Annotated in this window: 17 protein-coding genes, 1 tRNA gene and 1 pseudogene; 14 read left to right on the plus strand and 5 right to left on the minus strand. The window is 68.6% G+C overall.

Annotated elements, in window-relative coordinates; translation table 11 throughout:
* Nucleotides 1–58: 58 nt before the first annotated feature.
* The 4 genes from R2J76_RS04240 to lon all read left to right on the plus strand — a co-directional run bounded on the left by R2J76_RS04240 (nucleotide 59) and on the right by lon (nucleotide 5,614).
* The gene (locus R2J76_RS04240; protein WP_316414551.1) at nucleotides 59–1,024 is read left to right on the plus strand and encodes a lysophospholipid acyltransferase family protein; all 966 of its coding nucleotides are present in this window, start codon (nucleotides 59–61) and stop codon (nucleotides 1,022–1,024) included.
* Nucleotides 1,025–1,065: 41 nt separating this feature from the next.
* The gene (locus tag R2J76_RS04245; RefSeq protein ID WP_316414552.1) at nucleotides 1,066–1,533 is read left to right on the plus strand and encodes a GreA/GreB family elongation factor; all 468 of its coding nucleotides are present in this window, start codon (nucleotides 1,066–1,068) and stop codon (nucleotides 1,531–1,533) included.
* Between the two features lie 75 nt (nucleotides 1,534–1,608).
* The gene (clpX, locus tag R2J76_RS04250) at nucleotides 1,609–2,853 is read left to right on the plus strand and encodes an ATP-dependent Clp protease ATP-binding subunit ClpX (protein WP_316414553.1); all 1,245 of its coding nucleotides are present in this window, start codon (nucleotides 1,609–1,611) and stop codon (nucleotides 2,851–2,853) included.
* A gap of 454 nt (nucleotides 2,854–3,307) precedes the next feature.
* The gene (gene lon / locus R2J76_RS04255) at nucleotides 3,308–5,614 is read left to right on the plus strand and encodes an endopeptidase La (protein ID WP_316414554.1); all 2,307 of its coding nucleotides are present in this window, start codon (nucleotides 3,308–3,310) and stop codon (nucleotides 5,612–5,614) included.
* On the opposite strand, the gene R2J76_RS04260 is transcribed toward lon, so the two are convergent.
* Entirely contained in the window at nucleotides 5,604–5,969 is a 366-nt protein-coding gene (locus tag R2J76_RS04260) for a hypothetical protein (protein ID WP_316414555.1), read from the minus strand. The two genes, lon and R2J76_RS04260, sit on opposite strands and share 11 nt — an antisense overlap.
* Before the next feature lie 143 nt (nucleotides 5,970–6,112).
* On the opposite strand from R2J76_RS04260, the gene dnaE reads away from it, so the two are divergent.
* The 7 genes and pseudogenes from dnaE to R2J76_RS04295 all read left to right on the plus strand — a co-directional run bounded on the left by dnaE (nucleotide 6,113) and on the right by R2J76_RS04295 (nucleotide 14,949).
* Complete coding sequence (dnaE, locus tag R2J76_RS04265) at nucleotides 6,113–9,721, plus strand: DNA polymerase III subunit alpha (RefSeq protein ID WP_316414556.1); 3,609 nt, start codon at nucleotides 6,113–6,115, stop codon at nucleotides 9,719–9,721.
* 17 nt (nucleotides 9,722–9,738) lie between these two features.
* Nucleotides 9,739–11,622, plus strand: coding sequence for an oligoendopeptidase F (gene pepF / locus R2J76_RS04270; RefSeq protein WP_316414558.1), 1,884 nt, complete (start codon nucleotides 9,739–9,741; stop codon nucleotides 11,620–11,622).
* 37 nt (nucleotides 11,623–11,659) lie between these two features.
* Entirely contained in the window at nucleotides 11,660–12,832 is a 1,173-nt protein-coding gene (locus R2J76_RS04275) for a metallophosphoesterase (protein ID WP_316414560.1), read from the plus strand.
* Between the two features lie 55 nt (nucleotides 12,833–12,887).
* Nucleotides 12,888–12,962, plus strand: a tRNA-Glu gene (locus R2J76_RS04280).
* Between the two features lie 359 nt (nucleotides 12,963–13,321).
* Nucleotides 13,322–13,891, plus strand: a pseudogene (gene epsC / locus R2J76_RS04285) (serine O-acetyltransferase EpsC); the annotation flags it as partial.
* Between the two features lie 10 nt (nucleotides 13,892–13,901).
* The gene (locus tag R2J76_RS04290) at nucleotides 13,902–14,441 is read left to right on the plus strand and encodes an RNA polymerase sigma factor (protein WP_316414562.1); all 540 of its coding nucleotides are present in this window, start codon (nucleotides 13,902–13,904) and stop codon (nucleotides 14,439–14,441) included.
* 58 nt (nucleotides 14,442–14,499) lie between these two features.
* Nucleotides 14,500–14,949 (plus strand): putative zinc-binding protein, encoded by a 450-nt coding sequence (locus tag R2J76_RS04295; RefSeq protein WP_316414563.1) that lies wholly within the window; start codon nucleotides 14,500–14,502, stop codon nucleotides 14,947–14,949.
* 64 nt (nucleotides 14,950–15,013) lie between these two features.
* On the opposite strand, the gene R2J76_RS04300 is transcribed toward R2J76_RS04295, so the two are convergent.
* The gene (locus R2J76_RS04300) at nucleotides 15,014–16,003 is read right to left on the minus strand and encodes a YeiH family protein (protein WP_316414565.1); all 990 of its coding nucleotides are present in this window, start codon (nucleotides 16,001–16,003) and stop codon (nucleotides 15,014–15,016) included.
* A gap of 138 nt (nucleotides 16,004–16,141) precedes the next feature.
* Here R2J76_RS04300 and R2J76_RS04305 point away from each other — a divergent pair, with 138 nt between their 5' ends.
* The 3 genes from R2J76_RS04305 (at nucleotide 16,142) to R2J76_RS04315 (ending at nucleotide 19,287) form a co-directional block, all read left to right on the plus strand.
* Nucleotides 16,142–17,053 (plus strand): LysR family transcriptional regulator, encoded by a 912-nt coding sequence (locus tag R2J76_RS04305; RefSeq protein WP_316414567.1) that lies wholly within the window; start codon nucleotides 16,142–16,144, stop codon nucleotides 17,051–17,053.
* A 234-nt stretch (nucleotides 17,054–17,287) separates the two neighbouring features.
* Nucleotides 17,288–18,571, plus strand: coding sequence for a carbohydrate porin (locus R2J76_RS04310; protein ID WP_316414569.1), 1,284 nt, complete (start codon nucleotides 17,288–17,290; stop codon nucleotides 18,569–18,571).
* Nucleotides 18,572–18,639: 68 nt separating this feature from the next.
* Nucleotides 18,640–19,287 (plus strand): hypothetical protein, encoded by a 648-nt coding sequence (locus tag R2J76_RS04315; RefSeq protein WP_316414570.1) that lies wholly within the window; start codon nucleotides 18,640–18,642, stop codon nucleotides 19,285–19,287.
* Nucleotides 19,288–19,589: 302 nt separating this feature from the next.
* Here R2J76_RS04315 and R2J76_RS04320 read toward each other — a convergent pair whose 3' ends face one another.
* Genes R2J76_RS04320 through R2J76_RS04330 form a run of 3 tightly spaced genes read right to left on the minus strand, consistent with a single transcriptional unit; the run spans nucleotide 19,590 to nucleotide 24,654 of the window.
* Nucleotides 19,590–20,057 (minus strand): hypothetical protein, encoded by a 468-nt coding sequence (locus R2J76_RS04320; protein ID WP_316414571.1) that lies wholly within the window; start codon nucleotides 20,055–20,057, stop codon nucleotides 19,590–19,592.
* A gap of 11 nt (nucleotides 20,058–20,068) precedes the next feature.
* A complete protein-coding gene (locus R2J76_RS04325; RefSeq protein ID WP_316414572.1) occupies nucleotides 20,069–21,505 on the minus strand; it encodes an efflux transporter outer membrane subunit in 1,437 nt (478 codons plus the stop codon).
* Nucleotides 21,499–24,654: an efflux RND transporter permease subunit gene (locus R2J76_RS04330; RefSeq protein ID WP_316414573.1), complete on the minus strand. Its 3,156-nt coding sequence runs from the start codon at nucleotides 24,652–24,654 to the stop codon at nucleotides 21,499–21,501. The genes R2J76_RS04325 and R2J76_RS04330 overlap by 7 nt, the downstream gene beginning before the upstream one ends.
* Between the last annotated feature and the right edge of the window lie 11 nt (nucleotides 24,655–24,665).

Here is a 24,665-nt window from a genome sequence, read left to right on the forward strand (position 1 = left end):
GCCGGAATCTGCTACGATGGTCGTTCGCGCCTCACCAACGGGGCGCACCTTTTTTTATATGGCACCCACCTCCCCCGACTCCCGCCCCTCCTTCCGCCATCGCGCGGAGGCGGGCCTGTACCACCTGGTGGAGGGCATCGTGAGCCGCCTTCCCTGGGAGACCACCCTGACCCTGGGCCGCGGCCTGGGGCGCCTGGCCCACGCCCTGGACCGGCGCCACCGCGCGGTGGTGCGGGAGAACCTGAGGGCCGCGGACATGGGCCTGGACGAAGCCCAGGTGCGGGCCATCTCCCTGGACTGCTTCGAGCATTTCGGCACCCTGGCCCTCACCGCCATCCACCTCCTGCGCATGGACGAGGAGGAGCTGGGGCGGCGGGTGAAGGTCCTGGGCATCGAGAACTACGACGCCGCCAAGGCCGGCGGGAAGGGCTTCATCGTCCTCACCGGGCACTACGGGAACTGGGAGGCCACCGCCCTGGCCCTGAGCGCCCTGGGCCGCACCCTCTCGGTCATCGGACGGGAGCTGGACAACCCCCTCCTGGAGCCCCGGCTCCGCGAGCTCCGCGGGCGGTTCGGCAACGAGGTGATCCCCAAGGCCGGCGCCTTCCGGGGGGCCCTCAAGGCCCTGCGCATGGGCAAGGCCGTGGGCTTCCTCCTGGACCAGGACGCGCTCACCGCGGGAGTCTGGGTGAAATTCCTGGGCCGCTGGGCCTCCACCTTCCCCTCCGCGGGGCTTCTGGCGGTCAAGTACGGCCTGCCGGTGGTCCAGCTCCGCAGCTGGCCCAACGCCGACGGCACCATCACCGTGTCCGTCGAACCCCCCTTCCAGGTGCCCGTGACCGGGGACCTGGACCGGGATGTGTGGACCGCCACCCAGATCATGACCCGGAAGATCGAGGACGAGATCCGGCGCGAGCCCCGGTGGTGGTTCTGGATGCATCGACGTTTCAAGACGCGGCCCGGCGAGGGGAATCCCCTCCCGGCACCGCTACCTCCTGATGAATGGCTTTTAAACAGCCGTTGAATCCCTCCCGGGGCTCCGGCCCCCCGACCATGGACTTTCCTATGCCCAAGCACGTTCTCGCCAAGCTCGAGGTCGAACTGAAGGCCCTCAAGCAAGCCCTCCTCGTGGATATCCCCAAGGAGATCGCCACCGCCGCCTCCCAGGGCGACCTTTCGGAGAACGCCGAATACGAACAGGCCCTGGCCAAGCGGGACATGTTCCAGAACAAGGTGGTGGTGCTGGAAAAGCGCATCGCCGAGGTGGCGAGCCTGGACCTGGACCGCCTGCCCAAGAACAAAGTGGCCTACGGCACCCGGGTGACCCTCCTGGACCTTGACTCGGAGAAGGAAGTCACCTACAAACTGGTGCTGCCCGAGGAGCTGGGGGACCACCCCGACCACTTGAGCATCAGTTCCCCCATCGGGATGGCCCTGGTGGGGCTGGAGGAGGGGGCCGAGGTGAAGATCAAGATTCCCGCGGGCACCAAGCGCTTCGAGGTCCTGGGACTGGTCACCGTCCACCAGCAGTGATCTTCGGCACTGGAATGGCACGTGCCAGGGGGGCGTTCCGGCCCCACAATGAACGACGCAGTGGTAGGAGACCCCATGACGAAGCCCAAGCGTGACCAGCAGTGCTCCTTCTGCGGCAAGGCCCCCAACGAGGTGGAACAGCTCCTGGCGGGGCCCAATGCGTACATCTGCAACGAGTGCGTGGAGGCCGGCCAGCTCCAGCTGCGCATGAGCCGCCAGGGCAAGCCCGCCGGCAAGCATGAGCCCCGCCTGGCCCGGCCCAAGGAGATCAAGGCCTTCCTGGACGACTACGTGATCGGGCAGGAGGGCGCCAAGAAGCGCCTGGCCGTGGCGGTGTACAACCACTACAAGCGCATCCTCGCGCCCCAGAAGAGCCTGGGCGCCACGGAAGTGGAGCTTTCCAAGAGCAATATCCTCCTCATCGGGCCCACGGGCACCGGCAAGACCCTCCTGGCCCAGACGCTCGCCCGTATGCTGGACGTGCCCCTGGCCATGGCCGACGCCACCACCCTCACCGAGGCCGGCTACGTGGGCGAGGACGTGGAGAACATCCTCACCAAGCTCCTCCAGGTGGCCAACTACGACGTGGAGCGGGCCCAGCGGGGCATCGTGTTCATCGACGAGATCGACAAGATCGGCCGCAAGAGCGAGAACCCCAGCATCACCCGGGACGTTTCCGGCGAAGGCGTTCAGCAGGCCCTGCTCAAGCTGGTGGAGGGCACCGTGGCCAACGTCCCCCCCCAGGGCGGCCGCAAGCACCCCCACCAGGAGTTCATCCAGTTGGACACCTCCAATATCCTCTTCATCTGCGGCGGCGCCTTCGTGGGCATCGAGGAAACCATCAAGCAGCGGGTGCGGGCCAAGGCCGTGGGCTTCGGCGCCAAGGTGACCTCCAAGGGCGGCAAGGACAACCTCCTGGCCCTGGTGGAGCCCGAGGACATCATCAAGTTCGGCCTCATCCCCGAACTGGTGGGCCGCCTTCCCGTGGTGGCCACCCTCCAGCCCCTGGACCGGGAGGCCCTGGTGGCCATCCTCACCCAGCCCAAGAACGCCGTCACCAAGCAGTTCGCGCGGCTCTTCGAGATGGACGACATCGAGCTGACCTTCGAGGCCGGCGCCCTGGACACCATCGCCGACCAGGCCCTCCTGCGCAAGCTGGGCGCCCGGGGCCTGCGCTCCATGCTCGAGCAGATCCTCCTGGAACCCATGTTCGACCTCCCCAGCGAGGAGCGCACCACCAAGGCCACCCTGCACCTGACGCGCGCCATGGTGGAGAAGGAACTGGGCATCGCGAGCCTCCCGATTCCCGCGGCGGGGTAGCGGCGCACCGGGGCGCCCCGGCCGGTTCCAGCTGTCCCCGCCGGGGGCTGCGGAGTATCCGGACCCGGTTCCGGGGGTGGGCGCCGACCCACAGGGGTTCCAACACCTTGCCCCGACCCATCGGTAGCGCGAGCAGCAAGCTGCTGCTCGCGCTTGCCGTCATCCAGGTCGGCCAGGGTTTCACGGACGTGGGGCTCTCAGATTCAGAAGGCCCACCAGTCCTTTGCCTGGATACGGCTAGCGCTCGCAGGCAGCTTGCCTGCGAGCGCCACGGTGGGTCGGCGCGATGGGAAGGAACCCCTGTGGGTCGACGGAACAAAGGGGAACCCGGTCCCGATGCCCCGCGGCCCCCGGCGGGGACGGTTGGAACCGGCCGGAACGCCCCGGGCTCCGGGCCATCGCCGATCGCGGGGGAATGTATGCGTATGTCATGATTGGGCAACGGTAGGACGCCATGACGAATCCGCTTCGCAAGACCATCACGCTTCCGGCCATTCCCATCCGGGACATGGTGCTGTTTCCCGGGGCCCGGGTGCCCTTCATGGTGGGGCGGCGCGCGTCGGTGAAGACCCTCGAGCTGGGGATCAAGGTGGGCGACCATTTGCTCCTGCTCACCCAGCGCAACCCCAAGGAGGACCAGCCCAAGCAGGAGTCCATCCACGCCGTGGGCACCCTGGCCCTGGTGGAGTCGCTCATCCCGCTGCCCCGGGACTACTACAAGGTGGGCGTCAAGGGCGTCGCCCGGGTGCGGCTGGAGCGGTACCTGGACGAAGGGGACGTGGTGCAGGCGGAGGTGGAGATCCTGGCGGAGCCGGCGGCGCCGGGGGAATCCGCCCTGCAGGAGGCCTTCGGCTCGGCGGTGGAGGGCTTCCTCCAGCGCAACCCGGAACTGGCCCGGACCCTCAGCCTGGATCCCTCCCTTCCCCTGGGCCAGGCCGTGGACGCGGTGGCCGCGGTGATGCCCGGGGACGTGAGGGAGAAGCAGGCCGTCCTGGACCAGCTGGAGATCGAGCCCCGGCTCCACACCCTCCTCAAGCTCCTGGAGGCCGACGCCGCCAGCCACCAGGCCGAAGGCAGGGAGGATGCCCAGAACCTGGAGAAGGACCACAAGGCCTTCGTCCTGGGGGAGAAGATGCGGGGCGTGCTCCCCGAAGGCCGCAAGGACGAGCTGGCCCAGCTGCGGGAGCGGATCCTCAAGGCCGGCATGGGCGAGGAGGCCGAAGGCAAGGCCCTGGAGGAGGTGGACCGCCTGGAGGGCATGCCCCCCCAGAGCGCCGAGGCCACCGTGAGCCGCACCTACATCGACTGGCTCCTGGCGCTGCCCTGGACGAAGCTCGCCGAGGACCACCTGGACCTGGAGGAGGCCGAGCGCATCCTGGACGAGGACCACGCGGGCCTGGAGAAGGTGAAGGCCCGCATCCTGGAGTACCTCGCCGTCATGCGCCGCCTCCGGGACCAGGCCGCGGGCGCGCCCCTGCGGGGCCCCATCCTCTGCCTCGTGGGCCCTCCGGGGGTGGGCAAGACGAGCCTGGCGCGGTCCATCGCCCGGGCCCTGAACCGCCCCTTCCTGCGCTTCTCCCTGGGCGGCGTGCGGGACGAGGCCGAGATCCGGGGGCACCGGCGCACCTACATCGGCTCCATGCCGGGGCGCATCATCTCGCTCCTGAAGAAGGGCGGGGTGCGCAATCCCCTCATGCTCCTGGACGAGATCGACAAGATGGGTTCCGACTGGCGCGGCGACCCCAGCTCGGCCCTCCTGGAGGTGCTGGACCCGGAGCAGAACCAGACCTTCCAGGACCACTACCTGGACGTGGGCTTCGACCTCAGCCAGGTGCTCTTCCTCACCACCGCCAATGTGCGCCACCAGATCCCCCAGCCCCTGGACGACCGCCTCGAGGTGATCGAGCTGAGCAGCTACACCCTGGGGGAGAAGAGGGCCATCGCCCAGGCCCACCTGGTGCCCAAGGCCCTGGACCGCCACGGCATGACCGGCCTGGGCATCGTGTTCGAGGACCGGGCCCTGGAATGGATCATCCAGGCCTACACCAAGGAGGCCGGGGTCCGGCAGCTGGAGCGGGAGATCTCCGCCGTGCTGCGCAAGCTGGCCCGCCTGAGCCTCCAGGCCGATCCCTTCGACCCCGTGGTGACCGCGGAGCGGCTTCCCCGCCTCCTGGGCCCCGAGCGCTTCCTGGAATCCCCCCTGGGGGGCCAGCCCGCCCCGGGCGTGGTCAACGGCCTGGCCTGGACCCCCACCGGCGGCGACCTCCTCACCATCGAGGCCGCGCGCCTTCCCGGCAAGGGCGTCCTCAAGCTCACCGGCAAGCTCGGCGAGGTGATGCAGGAAAGCGCCAACCTCGCCCTGAGCTTCGTGCGCATGCGCGCCGACAGCCTGGGACTGGCCCCGGACTTCCTGGAGAAGACCGATCTCCACGTGCACCTGCCCGAGGGGGCCATCCCCAAGGACGGCCCCAGCGCCGGCATCACCCTGGCCATGGCGCTGATCTCGGCCCTCACGGGCACGCCGGTGCGCGCGGACGTGGCCATGACCGGCGAGCTGACCCTGCGGGGCATGGTCCTGCCCATCGGCGGGCTCAAGGAGAAGCTCCTGGCCGCCCACCGCATGGGGTGCCGCACCGTCATCATCCCCGCGGACAACGCCAGGCACCTGGAGGAGCTCCCCGAGGAGGTGCGCAGGGACCTCACGGTGCACCTGGTGAAGACCATGGACGAGGTGATCCCCCTGGCCCTGGTCAGAACCTGACCTTCACCCCGGCCCGGTAGTAGTTGTCCGCCACGACCCCGGCCTCCAGCACGACGGACACCACCTGGAACCGCCGCCGCCAGGGCCGGGGCAGGGCCCAGCTGAGGGCGGCGTGGCCCGCCACGTTGAGGACGCAGAGCTGCGTGATGGTCTTCGCGCTGGGGTGGCGGGGCAGGAGCGGGTTGCGCTCGTAGCGGCCCCCGTTCTCGATCTGGCGGCTCTGGCTGCAGTCCATGGCGACCACCGCCGCGTACGAGAGCTCCCAGGTGGTGTCGCGAGCGGTCCAGGGGTCCGCGGCACGGCAGGGCAGGGCGAGGCCGAGGGCCACCAGGCCCCGGGCGAGGTTCCTATGCATGGATCACGACCCTCCGGCGAATGGGGCGAGACCCAGTATGAGTTATTAATTAGGCCTCGCAAGCCCGCGCGCACGCTTGTTCACAACTGCAACACCCGAGCAACTTTCCCCAAGGCGACCCAGGCTTGCGACAATGGCCCTCTATGAACTTTGCCCATCTCCACCTTCACACGGAATATTCCCTTCTCGACGGCCTGACCCGCATCTCCGACCTCGTCAAGAAATGCAAGGCCACCGGCATGAACTCGGTGGCGGTCACCGACCACGGCAACATGTTCGGCATGATGAAGCTCTTCGACGCCTGCGAGAAGACCGCGGACAAGGACGGGAACTGGGCCGTCAAGCCCATCCTGGGCTGCGAGGTCTACGTGGCCCCCCGGTCCCGGCACGACCGCAAGCTGGACAACGCCGCCCTGAACGCCGAGGGCCTGGAGGACTGCGTGGACCCCTCCGGCCAGCGGGACGCGGGCTACCACCTGGTGCTCCTGGCCAAGAACCCCGTGGGCTTCCGCAACCTCTCCAACCTGGTCTCCAAGGGCTTCACCGAGGGCTTCTACTACAAGCCGCGGGTGGACAAGGAACTGCTGCGGGAGAACAGCGAGGGCCTGATCGCCCTCACGGCCTGCCTGGGCGGGGAGGTGCAGGCCCGGCTCCTTTCCGGCAACATCGACGCCGCCGAGCGCGTGGCCCGGGACTACCAGAGCATGTTCGGGGAGGACTTCTACCTGGAGATCCAGGACCAGGGCTTCGAGGCCGAGCGCCTGATCATCCCCAGCCAGTTCGAGCTGGCCCGGCGCACCGGCATCCCGCTGGTGGCCACCAACGACGCCCACTACCTCAACCACGACGACGCGGACCTCCACGACACGCTCCTGTGCATCGGCACCAAGCGGTTCAAGAGCGAGCCCAAGCGCATGCGCTTCTCCACGGACCAGTTCTACGTGAAGTCGCCCGAGGAGATGGCCGCCGTCTTCCCGGACCACCCCGAGCTCCTGGAGCGCACCCTGGAGATCGCCTCCAAGATCGATCTCTTCCCCATCACCCGCAAGCCCATCACCCCCCAGTTCCCCGTGCCCTCGGGGCACACGCTGGAGAGCTACTTCGTGCAGGTGGCCCGGGAGACCTTCGAGGAGCGGCTGAAGGAGTGCCGCATCCTCTGGCAGGCCGGGGCCCTCAAGCACTCGGAGGAGAAGTACCGCGCGCGCCTGGAGTTCGAGCTGGACACCATCCTGAAGATGGGCTTTCCCGGCTACTTCCTCCTGGTGTGGGACTTCATCCGCAAGGCCCGGGAGATGGGCGTGCCCGTGGGTCCGGGCCGCGGCAGCGCCGCGGGCAGCATCGTGGCCTGGTCCATGCACATCACCGACATCGATCCCATGCAGTACGACCTGCTCTTCGAGCGGTTCCTGAACCCCGAGCGCATCTCCATGCCCGACGTGGACATCGACTTCTGCCGGGACGGGCGCCAGAAGGTCATCGACTACGTCACCGAGGCCTACGGCAAGGACCGCGTCAGCAACATCGTCACCATCAACCAGCTCAAGACCAAGGCCGTCATCAAGGACGTGGCGCGGGTCTTCGAGAAGGACTTCGCCTTCGCCAACAACCTCACCAAGCTCGTGCCCCAGGAGCCCGGCAAGCCCATCACCGTGGCCCAGGCCCTGGAGCAGAGCGACAAGCTGCGCGAGCTCTACGACTCCGAGCCCGAGGTGAAGAACATCCTGGACATCTCCGCGCGCCTGGAGGGCCTGGCCCGCAACACCGGCGTGCACGCCGCGGGCGTGATCATCGCCCCCGACGACCTCACCCGCTTCGCCCCCCTCAGCCGGGACAAGGACGGCAAGGTGATGGTGCAGTACACCATGACCGAGGCCGAGCGCGCCGGGCTCCTGAAGATGGACTTCCTGGGCCTGGAGACCCTCACCCAGATCGCCAAGACCCAGGGGTACATCGCCAAGACCCAGGGCCACCCCGTGGACATGACCCTCATCCGCGCCTTCGACGACAAGAAGACCTTCGACCTCTTCACCCAGGGCGACACCGACGGCATCTTCCAGTTCGAGTCCGGCGGCATGAAATCGCTCCTGGGCAAGCTGCGCCCGGACCGCTTCGACGACCTCATCGCCCTCAACGCCCTCTTCCGCCCCGGCCCCCTGGGCGCGGGCATGGGCGACACCTACGTGAACCGCCGCCACGGCCGCGAGCCCGTGACGTACATGTTCCCCACCCTCGAACCCATCCTCTCCCCCACCTACGGCGTGATCCTGTACCAGGAGCAGGTGATGCAGATCGCCAGCCTCATCGCGGGGTACTCCCTGGGCGAGGCCGACATGCTCCGGCGCGCCATGGGCAAGAAGGACAAGGAGAAGATGGCCAAGGAGAAGACCAAGTTCATCGAGCAGGGCGTGCTGCGCGGCTACGAACGGGACAAGGTCTCCGAGCTCTTCGACCTAATCGAGTACTTCGCGGGCTACGGCTTCAACAAGAGCCATTCCGCGGCCTACGCCCTCGTCGCCTACGAGACGGCCTACCTCAAGGCCAACTTCCGCACGGAGTTCATGGCCGGCCTCCTCTCGACCAAGGCCCAGCGCACCGACGACGTGGTGAAGTACATCCAGAACTGCAAGGAGATGGGCCTGGAGGTCCTGGGTCCCGACATCAACGAGAGCCAGCTGGACTTCACCATCACCGGCCCCAGCCAGATCCGCTTCGGGTTCGCCGCGGTCAAGGGCCTGGGCGATGCCGCCCTGGAGGCCATCCTCGCCGCCCGGGCCGAGGAGGGCGGGTTCAAGGACTTCTTCCACGCCCTCAAGGCCACGGATCTCCAGAAGGCCAACCGCCGGGTGTGGGAATCCCTCATCAAGGCCGGCGCCTTCGATTCCATGGAGCCCAACCGCGCCGCCCTCATGGAGGGCCTGCCCTCGGCCCTGGAGAACGCGGGGAAGGGGGGCCAGGACCTGGGCCTGGTGTCGCTGTTCGACGAGGCGGAGATGGCGAGCCTCGCCGACAACTGGGCCGTGCCCGAGGACGTGGAGTTCTGGAGCCGCAAGGACCGCCTGCGCTACGAACGGGAGTCCCTGGGCCTCTACGTGTCGGGCCACCCCCTGGAGGAGTTCAAGGACGCCATCAAGGTGCACACCGTGGGCACCATCGCCTCCCTGAAGGAGGCCGCCGCGGCGGGCCGGCACCGGGACCGGGAGGAAGTGTCCATCGGGGTCATGGTCAGCAACGTGCAGTTCAAGACCAACCAGAAGGGGGAACCCTGGGCCATCCTCTATCTGGAGGACCTCACCGACAAGGTGGAGGCCCTGCTCATGGCCGGGAGCTACAACCCCGCCACCCGCAAGCGGGGCCGGCCCTTCGAGCTGTTCCGGCACCTGGCCCTGCCCGACGCCCTCCTGCGGGTCACCGGGGAGCTGAAGATCGAGACCACCGGAAACAACGGCGAGGAGGACGAGGAGGAGCAGACCACCATCAAGCTCTTCGTCACGTCCCTGGAGCCCCTGGAGGACTTCCAGGGCAAGGGCTTCTCCGGGGCCCTGATCCGCCTGCCCCGGGGGGAGTACCCCAGCCGCCTGGTGCCCCTCCTGCGCCTCTACCACGGCAACCTTCCCCTCCATCTCGAGTACCGCGGTCCCCAGGGCATCCTCGCCCGGGTGAGGGCCAGCGGCGAACTCAACGTCCGCTTCGACCCCGACCTTTCCGAAAAGGTGGCCAAGGAAGCGGGATGCGCCCTCAGCTGGACCTATTGATAAAAGGAGCCCCACCCATGCGCCGAATCCTCCCCCTGCTTGCCGGAGCCACGATGATCGCAGGTCAACCCATACCCGACTTCTCCCAGACCGAACGCGCCAAGGTGCCCGAGATCTACAAGTGGCGCGCCTCGGATATGTACAAGACCGACGCGGCCTGGCACGCCGAGCTGGACGCCGTGAAGGGCCTCATCGCGGCGCTGGATCCCCTGGCCAAGGGCTGGACCGGGTCCCCCAAGGCCATGGGCGACTTCATGGAGCGCCTGGACGAGGTGAACCTCCGCGGGGGCCGCCTGTACCGCTACGCCAGCCACCAGGGCGACATGGACCTGGGCGACACCAACTACCAGAAGATGAAGGGCGAGATCCAGACCGTGCTGGTGGGCCTGGGCGCGAAGCTGGCCTTCATGGACGCGGACCTCATGGCCCTGGGCCAGGACAAGGTGGAGGCCTTCATCAAGGCCGAGCCCCGCCTAGCCTCCCACCGGGTGGGTTTCCTCAAGACCCTGCGCATGAAGGCCCACATCCTCCCCGAAGGCGAGGAGCGGGTGGCGGCCACCGCCGGGCTCTTCTCCGACGCGCCCTCGGGCGCCGCCGGCATGCTCAACAACGTGGACATGCCCCACGCCACCGTCACCCTCTCCACCGGCGAGAAGGTGGTCCTCACCACCGCGAACTACAACAAGCTCCGCGCCTCCAAGATCCCCGCGGACCGCCGCATGGTCATGGAGGCCCACTTCCGCGAGCAGGCCCAGTACCAGAACACCTTCGCCACCCTCCTGGACGCCAACACCAAGAAGGACCTCTTCCAGGCGAAGATCCGCAGGTACCCCACCTGCCTCGACGCCGCGCTGTACCCCGAGGCCATCGACACCGCGGTGTACCGGAACCTGGTGGCCTCCGTGAAGGCGAACCTGGCCCCCCTCCACCGCCTCATGCGCCTGCGGGCGCGGATGCTGGGGCTCACGGACATGAACTACGGCGACGTGTACGCCTCCGCCGTGCGGTCCGTGGACAAGAAGTACACCTTCGAGGAGGCCCGCGACCTGGTGCTCAAGGCCACCGCCCCCCTGGGCCCCGACTACCGCAAGGGCCTCGAGCAGGCCTTCACCCACGGCTGGATCGACATCTACCCCAACAAGGGCAAGCAGTCCGGGGCCTACTCCGACGGCGTCTACGGCGTTCACCCCTTCGTGAAGATGAACTTCGACGGTTCCTTCCACGAGGTGTCCACCCTGGCCCACGAACTGGGCCACGCCATGCACTCCTACCTCTCGGACGCCGCCCAGCCCTTCCCCATGGCCGACTACCCCATCTTCCTGGCGGAGATCGCAAGCACGTTCAACGAGAACCTGCTCATGCACCACCTCCTGGACACCGTTTCCGACGACACCCTCAAGCTCTACCTCCTGGACAGCTACCTGGAGACCATCCGCGGCACCCTCTTCCGCCAGACCCTCTTCGCGGATTTCGAACTGGCCATGCACGAGCGGGTGGAACAGGGCCAGTCCCTCACCCCCGACTGGCTCGACGCCAAGTACCTGGAGCTCACCCGCCTCTACTACGGCCACGACAAGGGCGTCATGAAGGTTGACGACTACATCAAGTCCGAGTGGACCTCCATTCCGCACTTCTACTACAACTACTACGTCTTCCAGTACGCCACCGGGATCGTGAGCTCCATGGCCCTCTCCGAGGCCGCCCTGAAGGACCCCGCCGCCCGGGACCGCTACCTGGCCTTCCTCCGGTCGGGCGGCAGCCGTTTCCCCCTGGACACCCTCAAGACCGCCGGCGTGGACCTCACGTCGCCCCGGCCCGTGGACGAGGCCCTGAAGGCCTTCGATGCCCTGGTGGGACGCATGGAGACCCTCTACGATAAGACCCGGGCCGCCGGGAAGTGAGAACCCTTCCGGTCCGGCTGCCTGGGGGACTCCGCACTTGCTCGCTCTGACATTCATCGTCCTGATCTTTGGCCTGCAGTACTTCCACAGGCAGCTGCTGCACCGGTTGCTTCCCAAGGGGTACGACCGCTGGGTCACCCCCGTGCTGATCCTCATCCACGTTCCCCTGGCCCTGTACATGGGGATCCGCCTCACCGGCAACGCCGGCTGGCTCCAGTGGCTCCGCCCCCTGTCCCGGGCCGGCCTCTACTTCCAGATCCTGAGCGCCTTCAACCTCGTCATGTGGCTGCTTTCCGAGGGCCTCTGGCGGTTGCGGCACCTGTGGAAGCCCCAGCCGGGCCAGCCCCCCGAGGACCCCGCCCGGCGCACCTTCCTGCGCCAGACCACGGCGGCCGGCGTGGGCCTCGCCTCGTACGGCGTCCTCGCCGGCCGGCGCGAGGCCCACGGGGATCCGGACGTGGTGCATCTGCAGCTCTACTTTCCGGATCTCCCCCCGGGCATGGACGGGCTGCGCATCGCCCAGATCAGCGATCTGCACGCCGGCCCCCTGGTGAAGGCCCCCCTGGTGGCCCGCTGGCGCACCCTCGTGCAGGCCGAGCGGCCGGAAATGCTGCTCCTCACCGGGGACGTCACCGACAGCATCCCCGAGGAGGCCGGCATCGTGGAAGAGGCCTTCCGCAACTTCCCCGCCCCCCTGGGCCGCTACGCCATCCTGGGCAACCACGACTACTTCACGGACCCCCGTCCCATCTGGAAGATCCTGGAGCGCACCGGCTTCCAGTGCCTGGAGAACCGCTGGGCCTACGTGTACCGCAACGGTTCCCGCATGGCCCTGGTGGGCCTCCAGGACCCCATGGCCCGCCACGGCCACTTCCGGGATATCCGCTACGGCCCCGGCCCCTCCCCGAAGATCGCCACCGAGGGCCTCCCCGCCGACACCTGGCGCCTCTGCCTCAGCCACCGCCCCAGCGATTGGCCCCTGGCCCGCCAAACCGGCGCCCGCCTCACCCTCTCCGGCCACACCCACGGCGGCCAGATCAACCTCATCCCCTTCGTGAACAGCGCCCTCCTCCTGGGCCCCTACGCCCAGGGCATCTACCGCAAGGACGGCGACGTCCTCTACGTGAACCGCGGCCTGGGCGTGGTGGCCCTCCCCGTGCGCATCGGCGCCCCCCCCGAAATCACCCTCATCACCCTCCGCCGCCGTTGAAAATGTCTTCCCCATTCCCCGGACCTGCGCTAGAATCAAGGTTCGGCATAACCGTGGCTCCATCGTCTAGCGGTTAGGACGGCGCCCTCTCACGGCGTTAACAGGGGTTCGATTCCCCTTGGGGCTACCAGCAAACACCCTTGAGAAATCAGGGGTGTTTTTGTTTATATATCGGCATGCCAAAGGATGATGGGGACGCGTGCTCCACAAAGGGCTCCCAAATGCGTGCCTCACGGCTCGCCGGAGGACCTTCAGTCGGAGAGGGCCTCCCAGGGCAGCCACAAGGTTGACGCGTTCGTCCATATCTGGAATCCTAGGGCGGAGCACAGTCATTTCAACTTTTCTTGACATGTCAAAAAAAGTTGACATATTTGTCTGTGGAGACCTTGGCCATGAATCGACCCTCATCAACCGGCTCGGCGTCCATCGCCCTGGCCCTTTGGGCCGTGGGCACCGGCAAAGGCATGAAAACCGAATAAGGAGCGTGAAATGAACCAAGCCGCGTGCTGTCACCTGCCGTACCAGCCTGAAAGCCCGGCCCTGAGCAGGCTGCCCTACTTCCTCTCCGACGCCGCGGCCATCTGGCGCCGGGACCCCGCCCTGCGGGGAGGCGCCCTGAAGGCCCTGGAGATCATTCTCTACGCATCCTTCTGGGCCCTGTTGTTCCACCGGATCGCCCACGCCCTGCACGCCCTGGGCCTGCCTTTCGTGCCCCGGCTCCTGAGCCAGGCGGCCCGGTTCCTCACGGGCATCGAGATCCACCCTGGCGCGGTGATCGGGCGAGGGCTGTTCATCGACCACGGCATGGGGGTAGTCATCGGGGAGACCGCCATCGTCGGTGAAGATGTCCTGCTCTACCACGGCGTGACCCTGGGCGGCGTGGATGCCAGGCCGGGCCGGCGGCATCCCCGTCTGGGGAACGGGGTCATGGTGGGGGCGGGGGCGAAGGTGCTCGGCCCCGTGACCATCGGCGATGGGGCCCGGATCGGGGCCCAGTCGGTGGTCCTCGCCTCGGTCCCTCCGGGCAGGACGGCGGTGGGAGCGCCCGCGCGCATCCTATAATCGGACCATGCCAGCCCAGGATTTCGAGACGATCCATGCCACCCTCCGGCCCAGGGTCGTCTCCTTTCTGCGTCGCCTGGCTGGGCCCGAAGAAGCCGAGGACCTGGCCCAGGAGGTGTTCCTCAAGGTCCACCGGGGACTCCCTGAATTCCGGGGGGAGAGCAAGGTGTCCACCTGGGTGTTCCAGATCGCCGCCCGCCACGCCCTGGACCACCTCCGGCGCCGGGTCGCCCCGTGCGTCCAGCCCCAGGCCGAGTTCGACTGCGCGCCGGCCCCTGGGGAGGCCGGACCGGTCATGGACGAGATGAACACCTGCGTCCGGGACATGGTCGCTGCCCTCCCCACGGACTACCGGATCATGCTCAGCCTCTGCGAACTCAAGGAATTCCGCATCGGGGAGATCGCGGCCCTCCTTGGCATTTCGGAGGGCGCCGCCAAGATCCGCCTGCACCGGGCCCGGGCCCTGCTTCGGACGCGCATGGAGAAGGGCTGCCGCATCCTGCTGGATGAGCGGGCCGAGCTCCAGTGCGACCGGAAGGCCCCCTGACGAAATTCCGTATCCCTTTCTTGGGAACCCTCGTCTTAAAGGGTGAAAGGAGGACACCATGTCCGAAACCATCACCCTGGAGCCCGCCAAGGCCTCCTGCGGCCTCTGCGAGGCCTACGCCACAAGGGAATCCGTCAAGCCCATCGTCGTCATGTCCTGCGAAGGAGCCTGCCTGAGGGGGGAACTGGCCCGGCTCGCGGCCAACCTGATCTGCGACGAATTGGCCCCTGATCGCACGGCACGGCTCTGCCTGGGCGGGGCCTTCACCAAGGACACGGGCCAGCGCAACCTGGCGCGCTTGGCGGAGCGGGTCGTGGCCATTGAAGGTTGCCCCACGGACTGCGGTTCCCGCATGATGCGAGCCGTTCTGCCGGGCTTGCAGGTGGAGGTGTTCCACCTGGAGGGGGCCCATTTCGATCCACATCTCTTCTCCATCCGGGAACTGGCTGAAGCTGAAAGAAAAGCCTGCGCGAATGACATCGCGCAGGTTGTTGCCCTGAAGCTATAAATCTCCGACATCTTCCACCGGCGGCATTCGCGTCTGGATCACCTCGGGGACGAGGCCCTCCCCATCAGGCCAGCACGCCGCTCCGCACCGCGATCAGCCCCACGACGCAGACGATGAGCCAGAGCAGAACGCCCTGCAGCAGGGGGCGGATGCCCACCTCCTTCAACGCCTTGCGGCTGAGGCCCGCGCCGATGAGGAAGAGCGTGAGCACCAGGGCCCGCTGGGCGGCGAAGGCGATCCAGTGGCCGGGGGTGCGCAGGGCGGGAATCCAGGTGACCAGGGCCGCCATGGCGAGGAAGCCGGCGATGAACCAGGGCTTCTTCACCGGCAGGGCGTCCGGGGCCTCCGGCACCCCGCCGGCGGCCTTGCGGCGCCGCCGGGCATCCAGGTAGCCGATGAACAGCGTCAGGGGCACGATCCAGAGGGCCCGGGCCAGCTTCACGGTGGTGGCCACCTCCAGGGCCCGGGGGCCGTAGGCCAGGCCCGCGCCCACCACGGAGCTGGTGTCGTGGATGGCCAGGGCCGCCCAGAGGCCGAAGCCGTCCTGGCCCAGGCCCATGGCGTGGCCGATGGGGGGGAAGAGGAGCAGGGCCAGGGCGTTCAGCAGGAAGACCGTGGCCAGGGCCACGGAGACCTGGTGGGCCCGGGCCCGCACCACGGGGGCCACGGCGGCGATGGCGCTCCCGCCGCAGATGGCCGTGCCCACGGCGATGAGCAGGCCGGCATCCCGGTCCACCTTCAGGGTGCGGGCCAGCCAGAGGCCCAGGCTCAGCACCAGGACGATGCTCAGGGCCGTGATGCCCAGCCCGTGGAGCCCGGCCTTGGCCACGGCCACGAGGTTCATCTGGGCGCCCAGTCCGATGACGGCCAGGGGAAGGAGCCGATGGGTCCACACCTGGGTTTCGCGGGTGCGCGCATTGCCCAGGGTCAGGCCCAGGAGGGCGCCGCCCAGGAGGCCGGCCGCCGCGGACGTGAAGGGCGCCAGGGCCAGGGCGCCGCCGGCGAAAAGCAAGGGCAGGGCGAGGCGGGAAGGGGGATGGGTGGCGTCAGGCATCGTCGGTCCGGGGCTGGGGGTTTGCATGGGGGGCCCTGAGGGGGTCCGCCCTTCGGGGGAAGGTTCCAGGATGCCCGGAAGGTAGAAGCAAATCGAATCGCGAAGGCTGATATCTTATAAAAATAGCTGATATCACCCATGACCCTCCCTTCCGCCCTCGACCCCCGCCGCCTGGAAACCTTCCGGGTGGTCGCGGACATGGGCCAGGTGTCGGCCGCTTCGAGGCTGCTGAACCTGTCCCAGCCCGCCGTGACGGCCCAGATCCGCCTGCTGGAAGCCGAGGCGGGCCAGCCGCTGTTCACCCGCCATGCCGGGGGCGTGCGGCTCACGGAGGCGGGGCTGCGGCTCCTGGACTACGCCCGCCGGATCCACGCGCTGCTGGAGGAGGCCGTGGCGGCGGCGGCCCTGGCCGGCACCCCCGGCGGGCAGCTTCACCTGGCCGCCAGCACCACCACCGCCGGCCACGTCCTGCCGGGGCTGTTCCAGGGCTACGGGGCCCACCGCCGCTGCGGGAGCGTGCGCCTGGAGGTGGGCAACACCGAGGAGGTCCTGGCCTGGGTCCGGGAGGGCCGGGTGGGCCTGGGCATGGTGGAGGGGCTGACCCGGGCGCCGGGCGTGTCCCTGGAACCCTTCCTCCGGGACGAACTGGTGGCGGTGCGGCCGGTCCACGGCCCCTTCGCCGAGATCCGCTCCCTGCGGGCCCTGGTGGCGGCGCCCCTCCTCTGGCGCGAGGAAGGCTCCGGGACCCGCACGGTGGTGGAGCGGGCCTTCGCCAAGGCCGGCCTGAGGGTGAGGCCCCGGGACGGGGACCTGATCCTGGGGGACACCGAGGCCATCAAGACCAGCGTCCTGGCGGGCCTGGGCATCGGCTTCCTGTCCCGGTGGAGCATCCAGAGCGAATTGAGGCATGGCGAACTGGAGGTGATCCCCGTTCCGGACCTGGCCATCCACCGCACCTTCTCCTGGGTCCAGGGCGGGGGCGGCCTGGCGGGGGAGGCCCAGGCCTTCCTCCGCTGGGCCCGGAGCCATCCCCCGTCCCTGGCCTACTGAGGGAAGGACCGGTCTTGACGGAATCTTGACTGGCCAGGCCCGGGGGGCGGGGGTTAGGCTGACCCTCTGGACTTCGGAAAGGGGGCTGCGATGCAACGTGAAACGCCGATCGCGGAACCTCCGTCGCCGCGCCGCGCCTGAACCCCAGCGTCCCCGAGGACCGGTCCCCGCCCATCGTCCATCCGATGGCCTCCGGCCCCGCCCCTTCTTCGATTCCCATCCATGGAGGAGCCCATGAAGCTCCTGTTCGCCCTCTGCTGCGCCCTGCCCGCCCTCCTGGCCCAGGAACCCGGTGCCTGGCAGGTCCACGGCCAAGCCACCACCGTCACCCAGACCCACGGCGCCTTCCCCAGCCCCTACCAGGGACCCGATTCCCTGCGGCCGGTGCGGGAGGAGGCCACCTCCTTCACCACCACCCTCATGACCGGTTGGCGGCCCCTGGGGGGCACCGAGCTGTACCTTGATCTGGAGGGCGCCGCGGGGAAGGGGGTCAGCAGCGTCCTGGGCATGGCCGGCGCCCCCAATGGGGAGACCTACCGGGTGGGCAACCCCGGATTCCGGGCCTCCGTGGCCCGGGTCCTGGTGCGCCAGACCTTCGATCTGGGCGGCGAAGCCCGGAAGGTCGAGGACGACGCCCACCAGCTTGCCGGCCCCCGGTCCGCGCGGCGCCTGGTGGTCCACGCCGGCAAGTTCAGCGTCATGGACGTGTTCGACGCCAACGCTTACGCCCACGACCCCCGCACCCAGTTCCTCAACTGGACGCTCATGGGGCACGGCGCCTGGGACTACCCGGCCGACACCCGGGGCTACACCTGGGGCGCCGCGGCGGAACTGTACTGGGATGACTGGGCGGCCCGCTGGGGCCGCTTCGCCGAACCCCGGGAAGCCAACCAACTGGAAATGGACCCCAGCCTGGTCCGGGCCCACGGCGATGCCCTGGAAATGGAGCATGACCACAGCCTCGGCGGCCTCCCGGGCGCCCTGCGGGTGATGGCCTTCCGGAACACCGCCCGCATGGGGAACTACCGGGAGAGCCTGGCCGGCGCCGTCCCCCCCGATATCACGTCCACCCGGGCCGATGGCCGCACCAAATCCGGGTGGGGGCTCAACGCCGAACAGGCCGTCACCCCGGAGGCGGGCCTTTTCGCCCGGTGGAGCTGGAGCGACGGCCGCACCGAATCCTGGGCCTTCACGGAAGTGGACCGGTCGGTATCCGCCGGCCTTTCCCTCCGGGGCGCGGCCTGGGGCCGGCCCCAGGATCGCCTGGGCCTGGCCTTCGTGCAGAACGGCCTGAGCGCGGACCACCGGGACTACCTGGCGGCGGGCGGCCTGGGGTTCCTCCTGGGGGACGGCCGGCTCACCTACGGCCCGGAGCGCATCGCCGAAGCGACCTACGCCCTCGCCGTGGGCCGGTACCTCACCGCCAGCCTGGATGTCCAGCGGTGCTGGAACCCCGGCTACAACGAGGACCGGGGCCCCGTGACCTTGTGGGCTCTGCGCCTCCACCTTGGCATCTGAGCCGGGGCCCCCCGGGCCCATGTTACGCTTGGGCCATCCCCCACCCCTATCTACTCCAAGGCCCTGAGATGAACCTTCTTTCAGCACGACTCCCGATCCTGCTCGCCCTGGCCGCGGCCGGGCTCCACGCGGCCGACTTCAGCTGGGGCCTGCAGGCCGGGATCCTGGCCCCCCAGGGCGACCTGAAGAACCACGCCATCCTGGGCACCGGCACGACCCTTGGCGGGTCCGCGGTGAACCTCCATTTCGAATGGGGGGTGAGCCGGCGGGACGCCCTGCGCCTCCGCTTCGGCCTCATGGGCACGGGGGAGGGCCGGGAGAACCTCCTGGACCAGGACCCGCAGCTGGGGCCCATCACCCTGAGCACCGAATGGACCTCCCGGGAGGCCGCCGTGGATTGGCGGCGCCTGTGGAGTGGCGGGGACACGGGATGGTATTCCACCGCCGGCCTGGGTCTGGCCAGCCCCCGGGAGAGCACCACCACCTGGGGCCTGCTGTACCCCGGGGGCCCCCGGGTGGGCAGCACCCGCAGCCGCACCCAGCACGGCAGGCTCGCCCTGTGCCTGGGCCTGGGCTACCAGCTGAACCGGCGCTTCCATGGCGAAGTGGCCTACCACCAGGTCAGCACCGACAAGTCCGGGAGCCAGGGTTTCGGAATCAGCGCGATGTCCTGGATGACCCTGCAGCTGGGCGTGGACTTCGGGCGGGGACGCTAGTCCAAGGCTCCGACCCACCCGAACCATCAGGACGGAAGCCGTCCGATAGCCATCCCATGAAACCTCTGGTCAGGCCCCTCAGCCGGGAACGGCCTGAGTCCAACGGCTGATCCCCTTGATCCTGTTCATCCGATTTCATCCCTGTACCCGCAGGGCCAGGGATGAGATGGGGCGGCGCGACGTTGATGTGCATGGGCCGACCCATCCTGGCACTGGCCCTGCGGGAACTGGGATGAAATCGGATAAACAAGATGAAGGGGATGAACATGCCCAAGGGGCGGCGGCATTCCGGCAGATCGGACTCAGGCCTTTCCCTTCCGGGCGGTAGACCGGGCTCCTTCCTCCAGGTAATCCATGAGCCGTCCCCCGCTCTGGAGCTTCCGCTGCAGGCCCTCGAACCACCGGAAATCCTCGGCTTCCCTCAGGAAGGAAGCGCCCAGCAGGCCGATCGAAGCCAGGAGGGCGGCGATGCCCAGCACGGCCAGCAGTTCTGGCCAGGCGCCCAGGGCATCGGCCACCTCCGGGAAGGCGTACTCGGCGCCCGCCCAGGCGGCCATCAGGAGGACGCCGGCCAGGGCGGCCCGCAGGGCCCGGGTGTGGAGGGGCCGGATCTCCCGGCGGTAGGCCAGGTCCCGCACCCCGGCCAGGGCGCCGATGAAGGCGTCCCGGCTCAGGGTCCCCTGGGCATGGTCCCGTTCCAGCCGTCCCAGTTCGGTCATGATCAGGCCGTGGACGCCTCGTGGGGGTGGGTTGAAAAGGTTCCATGCCATGGGTGCCTCCGTCAGTGACTCCCGGTTCCCGCCGCCTTCTCGCGCAGGCCGCCGCCCAGGACCTTGTAGAGGGTCACCAGGTTCGCGGCCCGGGCCCGCCGCAGGGCGATGAGGCCCTGCTGCGCCCCGAAGAGCGACCGCTGGGCGTCCAGGACGCCCAGGTAGCCGTCGGCGCCGGCTTCGTAGCGGGCCTTGGCCAGCTGGAAGGTGCGCTCCAGGGCCCGGGTGAGGGACTCCTGGGCGGCCAGCTGCTCACCCAGGGTGCCCCGCTGGGCCAGGGTGTCGGCCACTTCCCGGAACCCCGCCTGCACGGCCTTCTCATACTGGGCCAGGCGGATGTCCCGGTCGGCCTTGGCCACATCCAGGCCCGCCTTGGTGGCGCCGGTGTTGAAGAGGGGCAGGACCACCTGGGGCGAGAAGGACCAGGTGTCGGAACCGGACTTGAAGAGGCCGGAAAGTTCGCTGCCCATGGTGCCGATGCCGGTGGTGAGGGAGATGCGCGGGAAGAAGGCGGCCCGGGCGGCGCCGATATTGGCGTTGGCCGCCCTGAGCTGGTTCTCGGCCATGCGGATGTCCGGGCGGGCCATGAGCACGTCCGAGGGGAGGCCGGGGGTGAAGTCCTGGAGGGGGGCCACGCCCTCGAGTCCGGCGGGTTGGCAGTCCGCAGGAACCGGCGCGCCCACCAGGAAGGTGAGGGCGTTCTCGTCCAGGGCCACCAGGCGGGTGGCGCTGGCCACATCCACCCGCGCGGTTTCCATGCTCACTTCCACCCGGCGGGCGTCCAGCTCCGAGGCGATGCCCGCCTGGAACCGGCGCTGGGTGAGCGTGTGGGTCGCTTCCTGGCTGGCGAAGGTCTCCTTGGCCAGGCGCAGGGCGTCCCGGTCCGCGGCCAGGGTCAGGTACAGGTTGCTCACCTCGGCCAGGAGCGAGATGCGCGCGCTGGCCTGGGCCTGTTCGGTGGCGAGGTACTGTTCCAGGGCCTGGTTCTTGAGGCTCCGGACCCGGCCGAAGAAGTCCAGTTCCCAGGCGGTGACGCCCACGGTGACCGAGTCCTGCTCGGCGATGAGGTCCTTGCCCGTGGAGGAGACGCTGGCGGGGACCCGCTGCCGGGTTCCCGCCGCCGCGGCGTTGATGGAAGGCAGCAGTTCCGCCCGCTGGATGCGGTAGGCGCCCCGCACCTTTTCCGTGTTCAGCGCGGCGATGCGGAGGTCGGGGTTGTGGGCCAGGGCGAGGGTGAGCACCTTGCGCAGCTTCGCGTCCACGTAGAAGTCCTGCCAGGCCACGTCCGCGGCCGGTTTCGCCGGGGCGCCGGAGGGCGCGTAGGCGGGGCCTTCCGGCCACTGGGACGGGGTGGGCCGGGGCGGCGTCTTGTACCGCGGCGCCATGGACATGCAGCCCCCCAGGGCCGCGAGGAGGATAAGGGGGAGACCCTGGATCGGTTTCAGCATTGTCCCTCTCCGGTGGACCCGGAAGCCGGGCGCTTTTTCTTGAAGAATTGGGTGACCAGGATGAAGGCCAGGGGGATGTAGAACACGGCGATGACCGTGGACGAGATCATCCCGCCGATGACGCCGGTGCCGATGGCGTTCTGGGCGGCGGCCCCGGCCCCGCGGGTGATGGCCATGGGCAGCACCCCGAAGGTGAAGGCCAGGGAGGTCATGAGGATGGGCCGCAGGCGCAGGCGCGAGGCCTCCATCGCCGCCTCCAGGAGACCCACTCCCTGGGCCATCTGCTCCTGGGCGAACTGCACGATGAGGATGGCGTTCTTGGCGGCCAGGCCCAGGGTGGTCAGCAGGCCGATCTGGAAGTAGACGTCGCTGGAGAGCCCCCGGGACCAGGTGGCCGCCACCGCGCCCATGACGCCCAGGGGCAGGATGAGCAGGATGGAGAAGGGGATCGTCCAGCTCTCGTAGAGCGCGGCCAGGCACAGGAAGATGACCAGCACCGACACCGCGTACAGGGCCGGGGCCTGGGAACCCGCCTGGCGCTCCTGGTAGGAGAGGCCGGTCCATTCGAAGCCGATGCCCTGGGGCAGCTTGGCGGCGAGTTCCTCCATGGCCAGCATGGCCTCGCCGGTGCTCTTGCCCTTGGCGGGTTCGCCCAGGATGTCGATGGCCGGGAAGCTGTTGTAGCGCTGCAGGTTGGGCGAGCCGTAGGACCACTCGCCGGTGGAGAAGGCCGAGAAGGGCACCATGGTGCCGGAGCGGCTGGGGACGTAGAGCTTGTTCAGGTCCTCCAGCTGGCTGCGGAAGGGGGCGTCGGCCTGCATGTAGACGCGCTTGACCCGGCCGCGGTTGATGAAGTCGTTCACGTACGAGGCGCCCCAGGCGCTGGCCAGCGTGTCGTTGATCACGGGAAGGGAGACCCCCAGCGCGCCGGCGTGGTCCTGGTTGACCCGCACGTTGTACTCGGGCTGGTCGTCCAGGCCGTTGGGACGCACCGCCTTGAGGGCGGGGTTCTGGGCCGCGAGGCCCAGGAGCTGGTTGCGGGCCGCCATGAGCTTCTCGTGGCCCACGCCGCCGCGGTCCTGGAGCTGGAAATCGAAGCCGGTGGCGTTGCCCAGCTCCAGGATGGCCGGGGGCGCGAAGGCGAAGACCATGGCGTCCCGCCGGGGACCGAAGGCCCGCATGGCCCGGCCCACCACGGCCTCGGCCTTGAGGTCCGGACGGTTCCGCAGCTTCCAGTCCTTGAGCTTGACGAAGGCCATGCCGTTGTTCTGGCCCCGGCCCGCCATGCTGTATCCGGCCACGGTCATGCACGAGGCCACGGCGTCCTTCTGGTCCACCAGGAAGTGCTGCTGCACCTCGGTCATCACCTTCTGGGTCTGCTCCATGGTGGAACCCGCGGGCAGCTGGATCATGGTCATGAGGATGCCCTGGTCCTCCTCGGGCAGGAACGCGGTGGGCAGCCGGCTGAAGAGCAGCCCGGTGCCGGCCACGATGAGGCCGTAGATGACGACGTAGCGCACCCGGTTGGCCAGGACCCGCCCCAGCTGGGCGACGAAGAAGGCGTTGAGCCGGTTGTAGACCTTGTCGAACCACAGGAAGAAGGGCCGCGTCACCGACCACCCCGTCTCGGCGGCCTCATGCCCCTTGGCCACGGGCTTGAGGAAGCTCACGCACAGGGAGGGCGTCAGCACCAGGGCCACCACCACCGAAAGCATCATGGCGGTGATCAGCGTGAAGGAGAACTGCCGGAAGATGATGCCCGTGGACCCGCCGAAGAAGGCCATGGGGCCGAACACCGCCGAAAGGACCAGGCCGATGCCCACCAGGGCGCCCGTGATCTGGCCCATGGATTTCCGCGTGGCCTCCAGGGGCGACAGCCCCTCCTCGTGCATGATGCGCTCGACGTTCTCCACCACCACGATGGCGTCGTCCACCAGGAGCCCGATGGCCAGCACCATGGCGAACATGGTGAGCATGTTGATGGTCATGCCCGCGTACTGCAGCACCGCGAAGGTGCCCAGGAGCACCACCGGCACCGCGATGGTGGGGATCAGGGTGGCCCTGAAGTTCCCCAGGAAGAGCAGCATGACCAGGAAGACCAGGACCACCGCCTCGACGAGGGTCTTGACCACCTCCTCGATGGCCACGGAGACGAAGGGCGTGGTCTCGTACGGGTATTCCGCCCGGACGCCGTCGGGGAAGTAGGTGGCCAGGGTGTCCATCTTGGCCTTGATGAGTTTCGACGTGTCCAGGGCGTTCGCCCCCGAGGCCAGGCGGATGATCATGCCCGCCGCGGGCTTGCCGTTGAGCTGGGTGTCGCTCTCGTAGGACTCGGTGCCCAGCTCCGTGCGGGCCACGTCCTTCAGGCGGATGGTGGACCCGTCCGGGTTGATGCGCAGGGGGATCGCCCCGAACTGCTCGGGGGTCTGGAGAAGCTCCTGGACGTTGACGGTGACGTTGAGCCGCTGGTCCTTGAGGGCCGGGAGTCCCCCGGCCTGGCCCGCCGAGACCTGGGCATTGTAGGCCTTCACGGCCTGGCGCACGTCGTCGGGGGTGAGCTTGTAGCCCACCATGCGGTCCGGGTTGAGCCAGATGCGCATGGAGTACTGCGTGCCGAAGGAGGTCACCTCGCCCACGCCCTCCACCCGGCTCAGCACGTTCTCGATGTTCGAGGCCATGTAGTCCCGCAGGTCGTCGGCGTTCATGCTGCCGTTGCTGGACGTGAGGGAGACGATCATGAAGAAGTTCTTGGTGGCCTTGGAAACCGTGATGCCCATCTGCTGCACGACCTGGGGCATGAGGGGCTTGGCCAGTTCGAGCTTGTTCTGCACCTTGGCCCAGGCCACGTCGGGGTCGGTGCCGGGCTGGAAGGTGAGGGTCACGCTGCCGTGGCCCGCGCTGTCGCTGTTGGCCGACATGTAGAGGAGCCGGTCCAGGCCGGTCATCTTCTGCTCGATGATCTGGGTGACGGTGTTCTCGACGGTCTTGGCGGAGGCGCCCGGGTAGAAGGCGTCCACGGAAATGGCCGGGGGCGCCACGGGGGGGTACTGGGATACCGGGAGCGTCTTGATGGCCAGGAGCCCCGCGAGCATCATGACGATGGCGACGACCCAGGCGAAGATGGGCCGGTCGATGAAGAAATTGACCATGGTTCCGGCTC

It is taken from the genome of Mesoterricola silvestris (assembly GCF_030295405.1).
GTDB lineage: Bacteria > Acidobacteriota > Holophagae > Holophagales > Holophagaceae > Mesoterricola > Mesoterricola silvestris.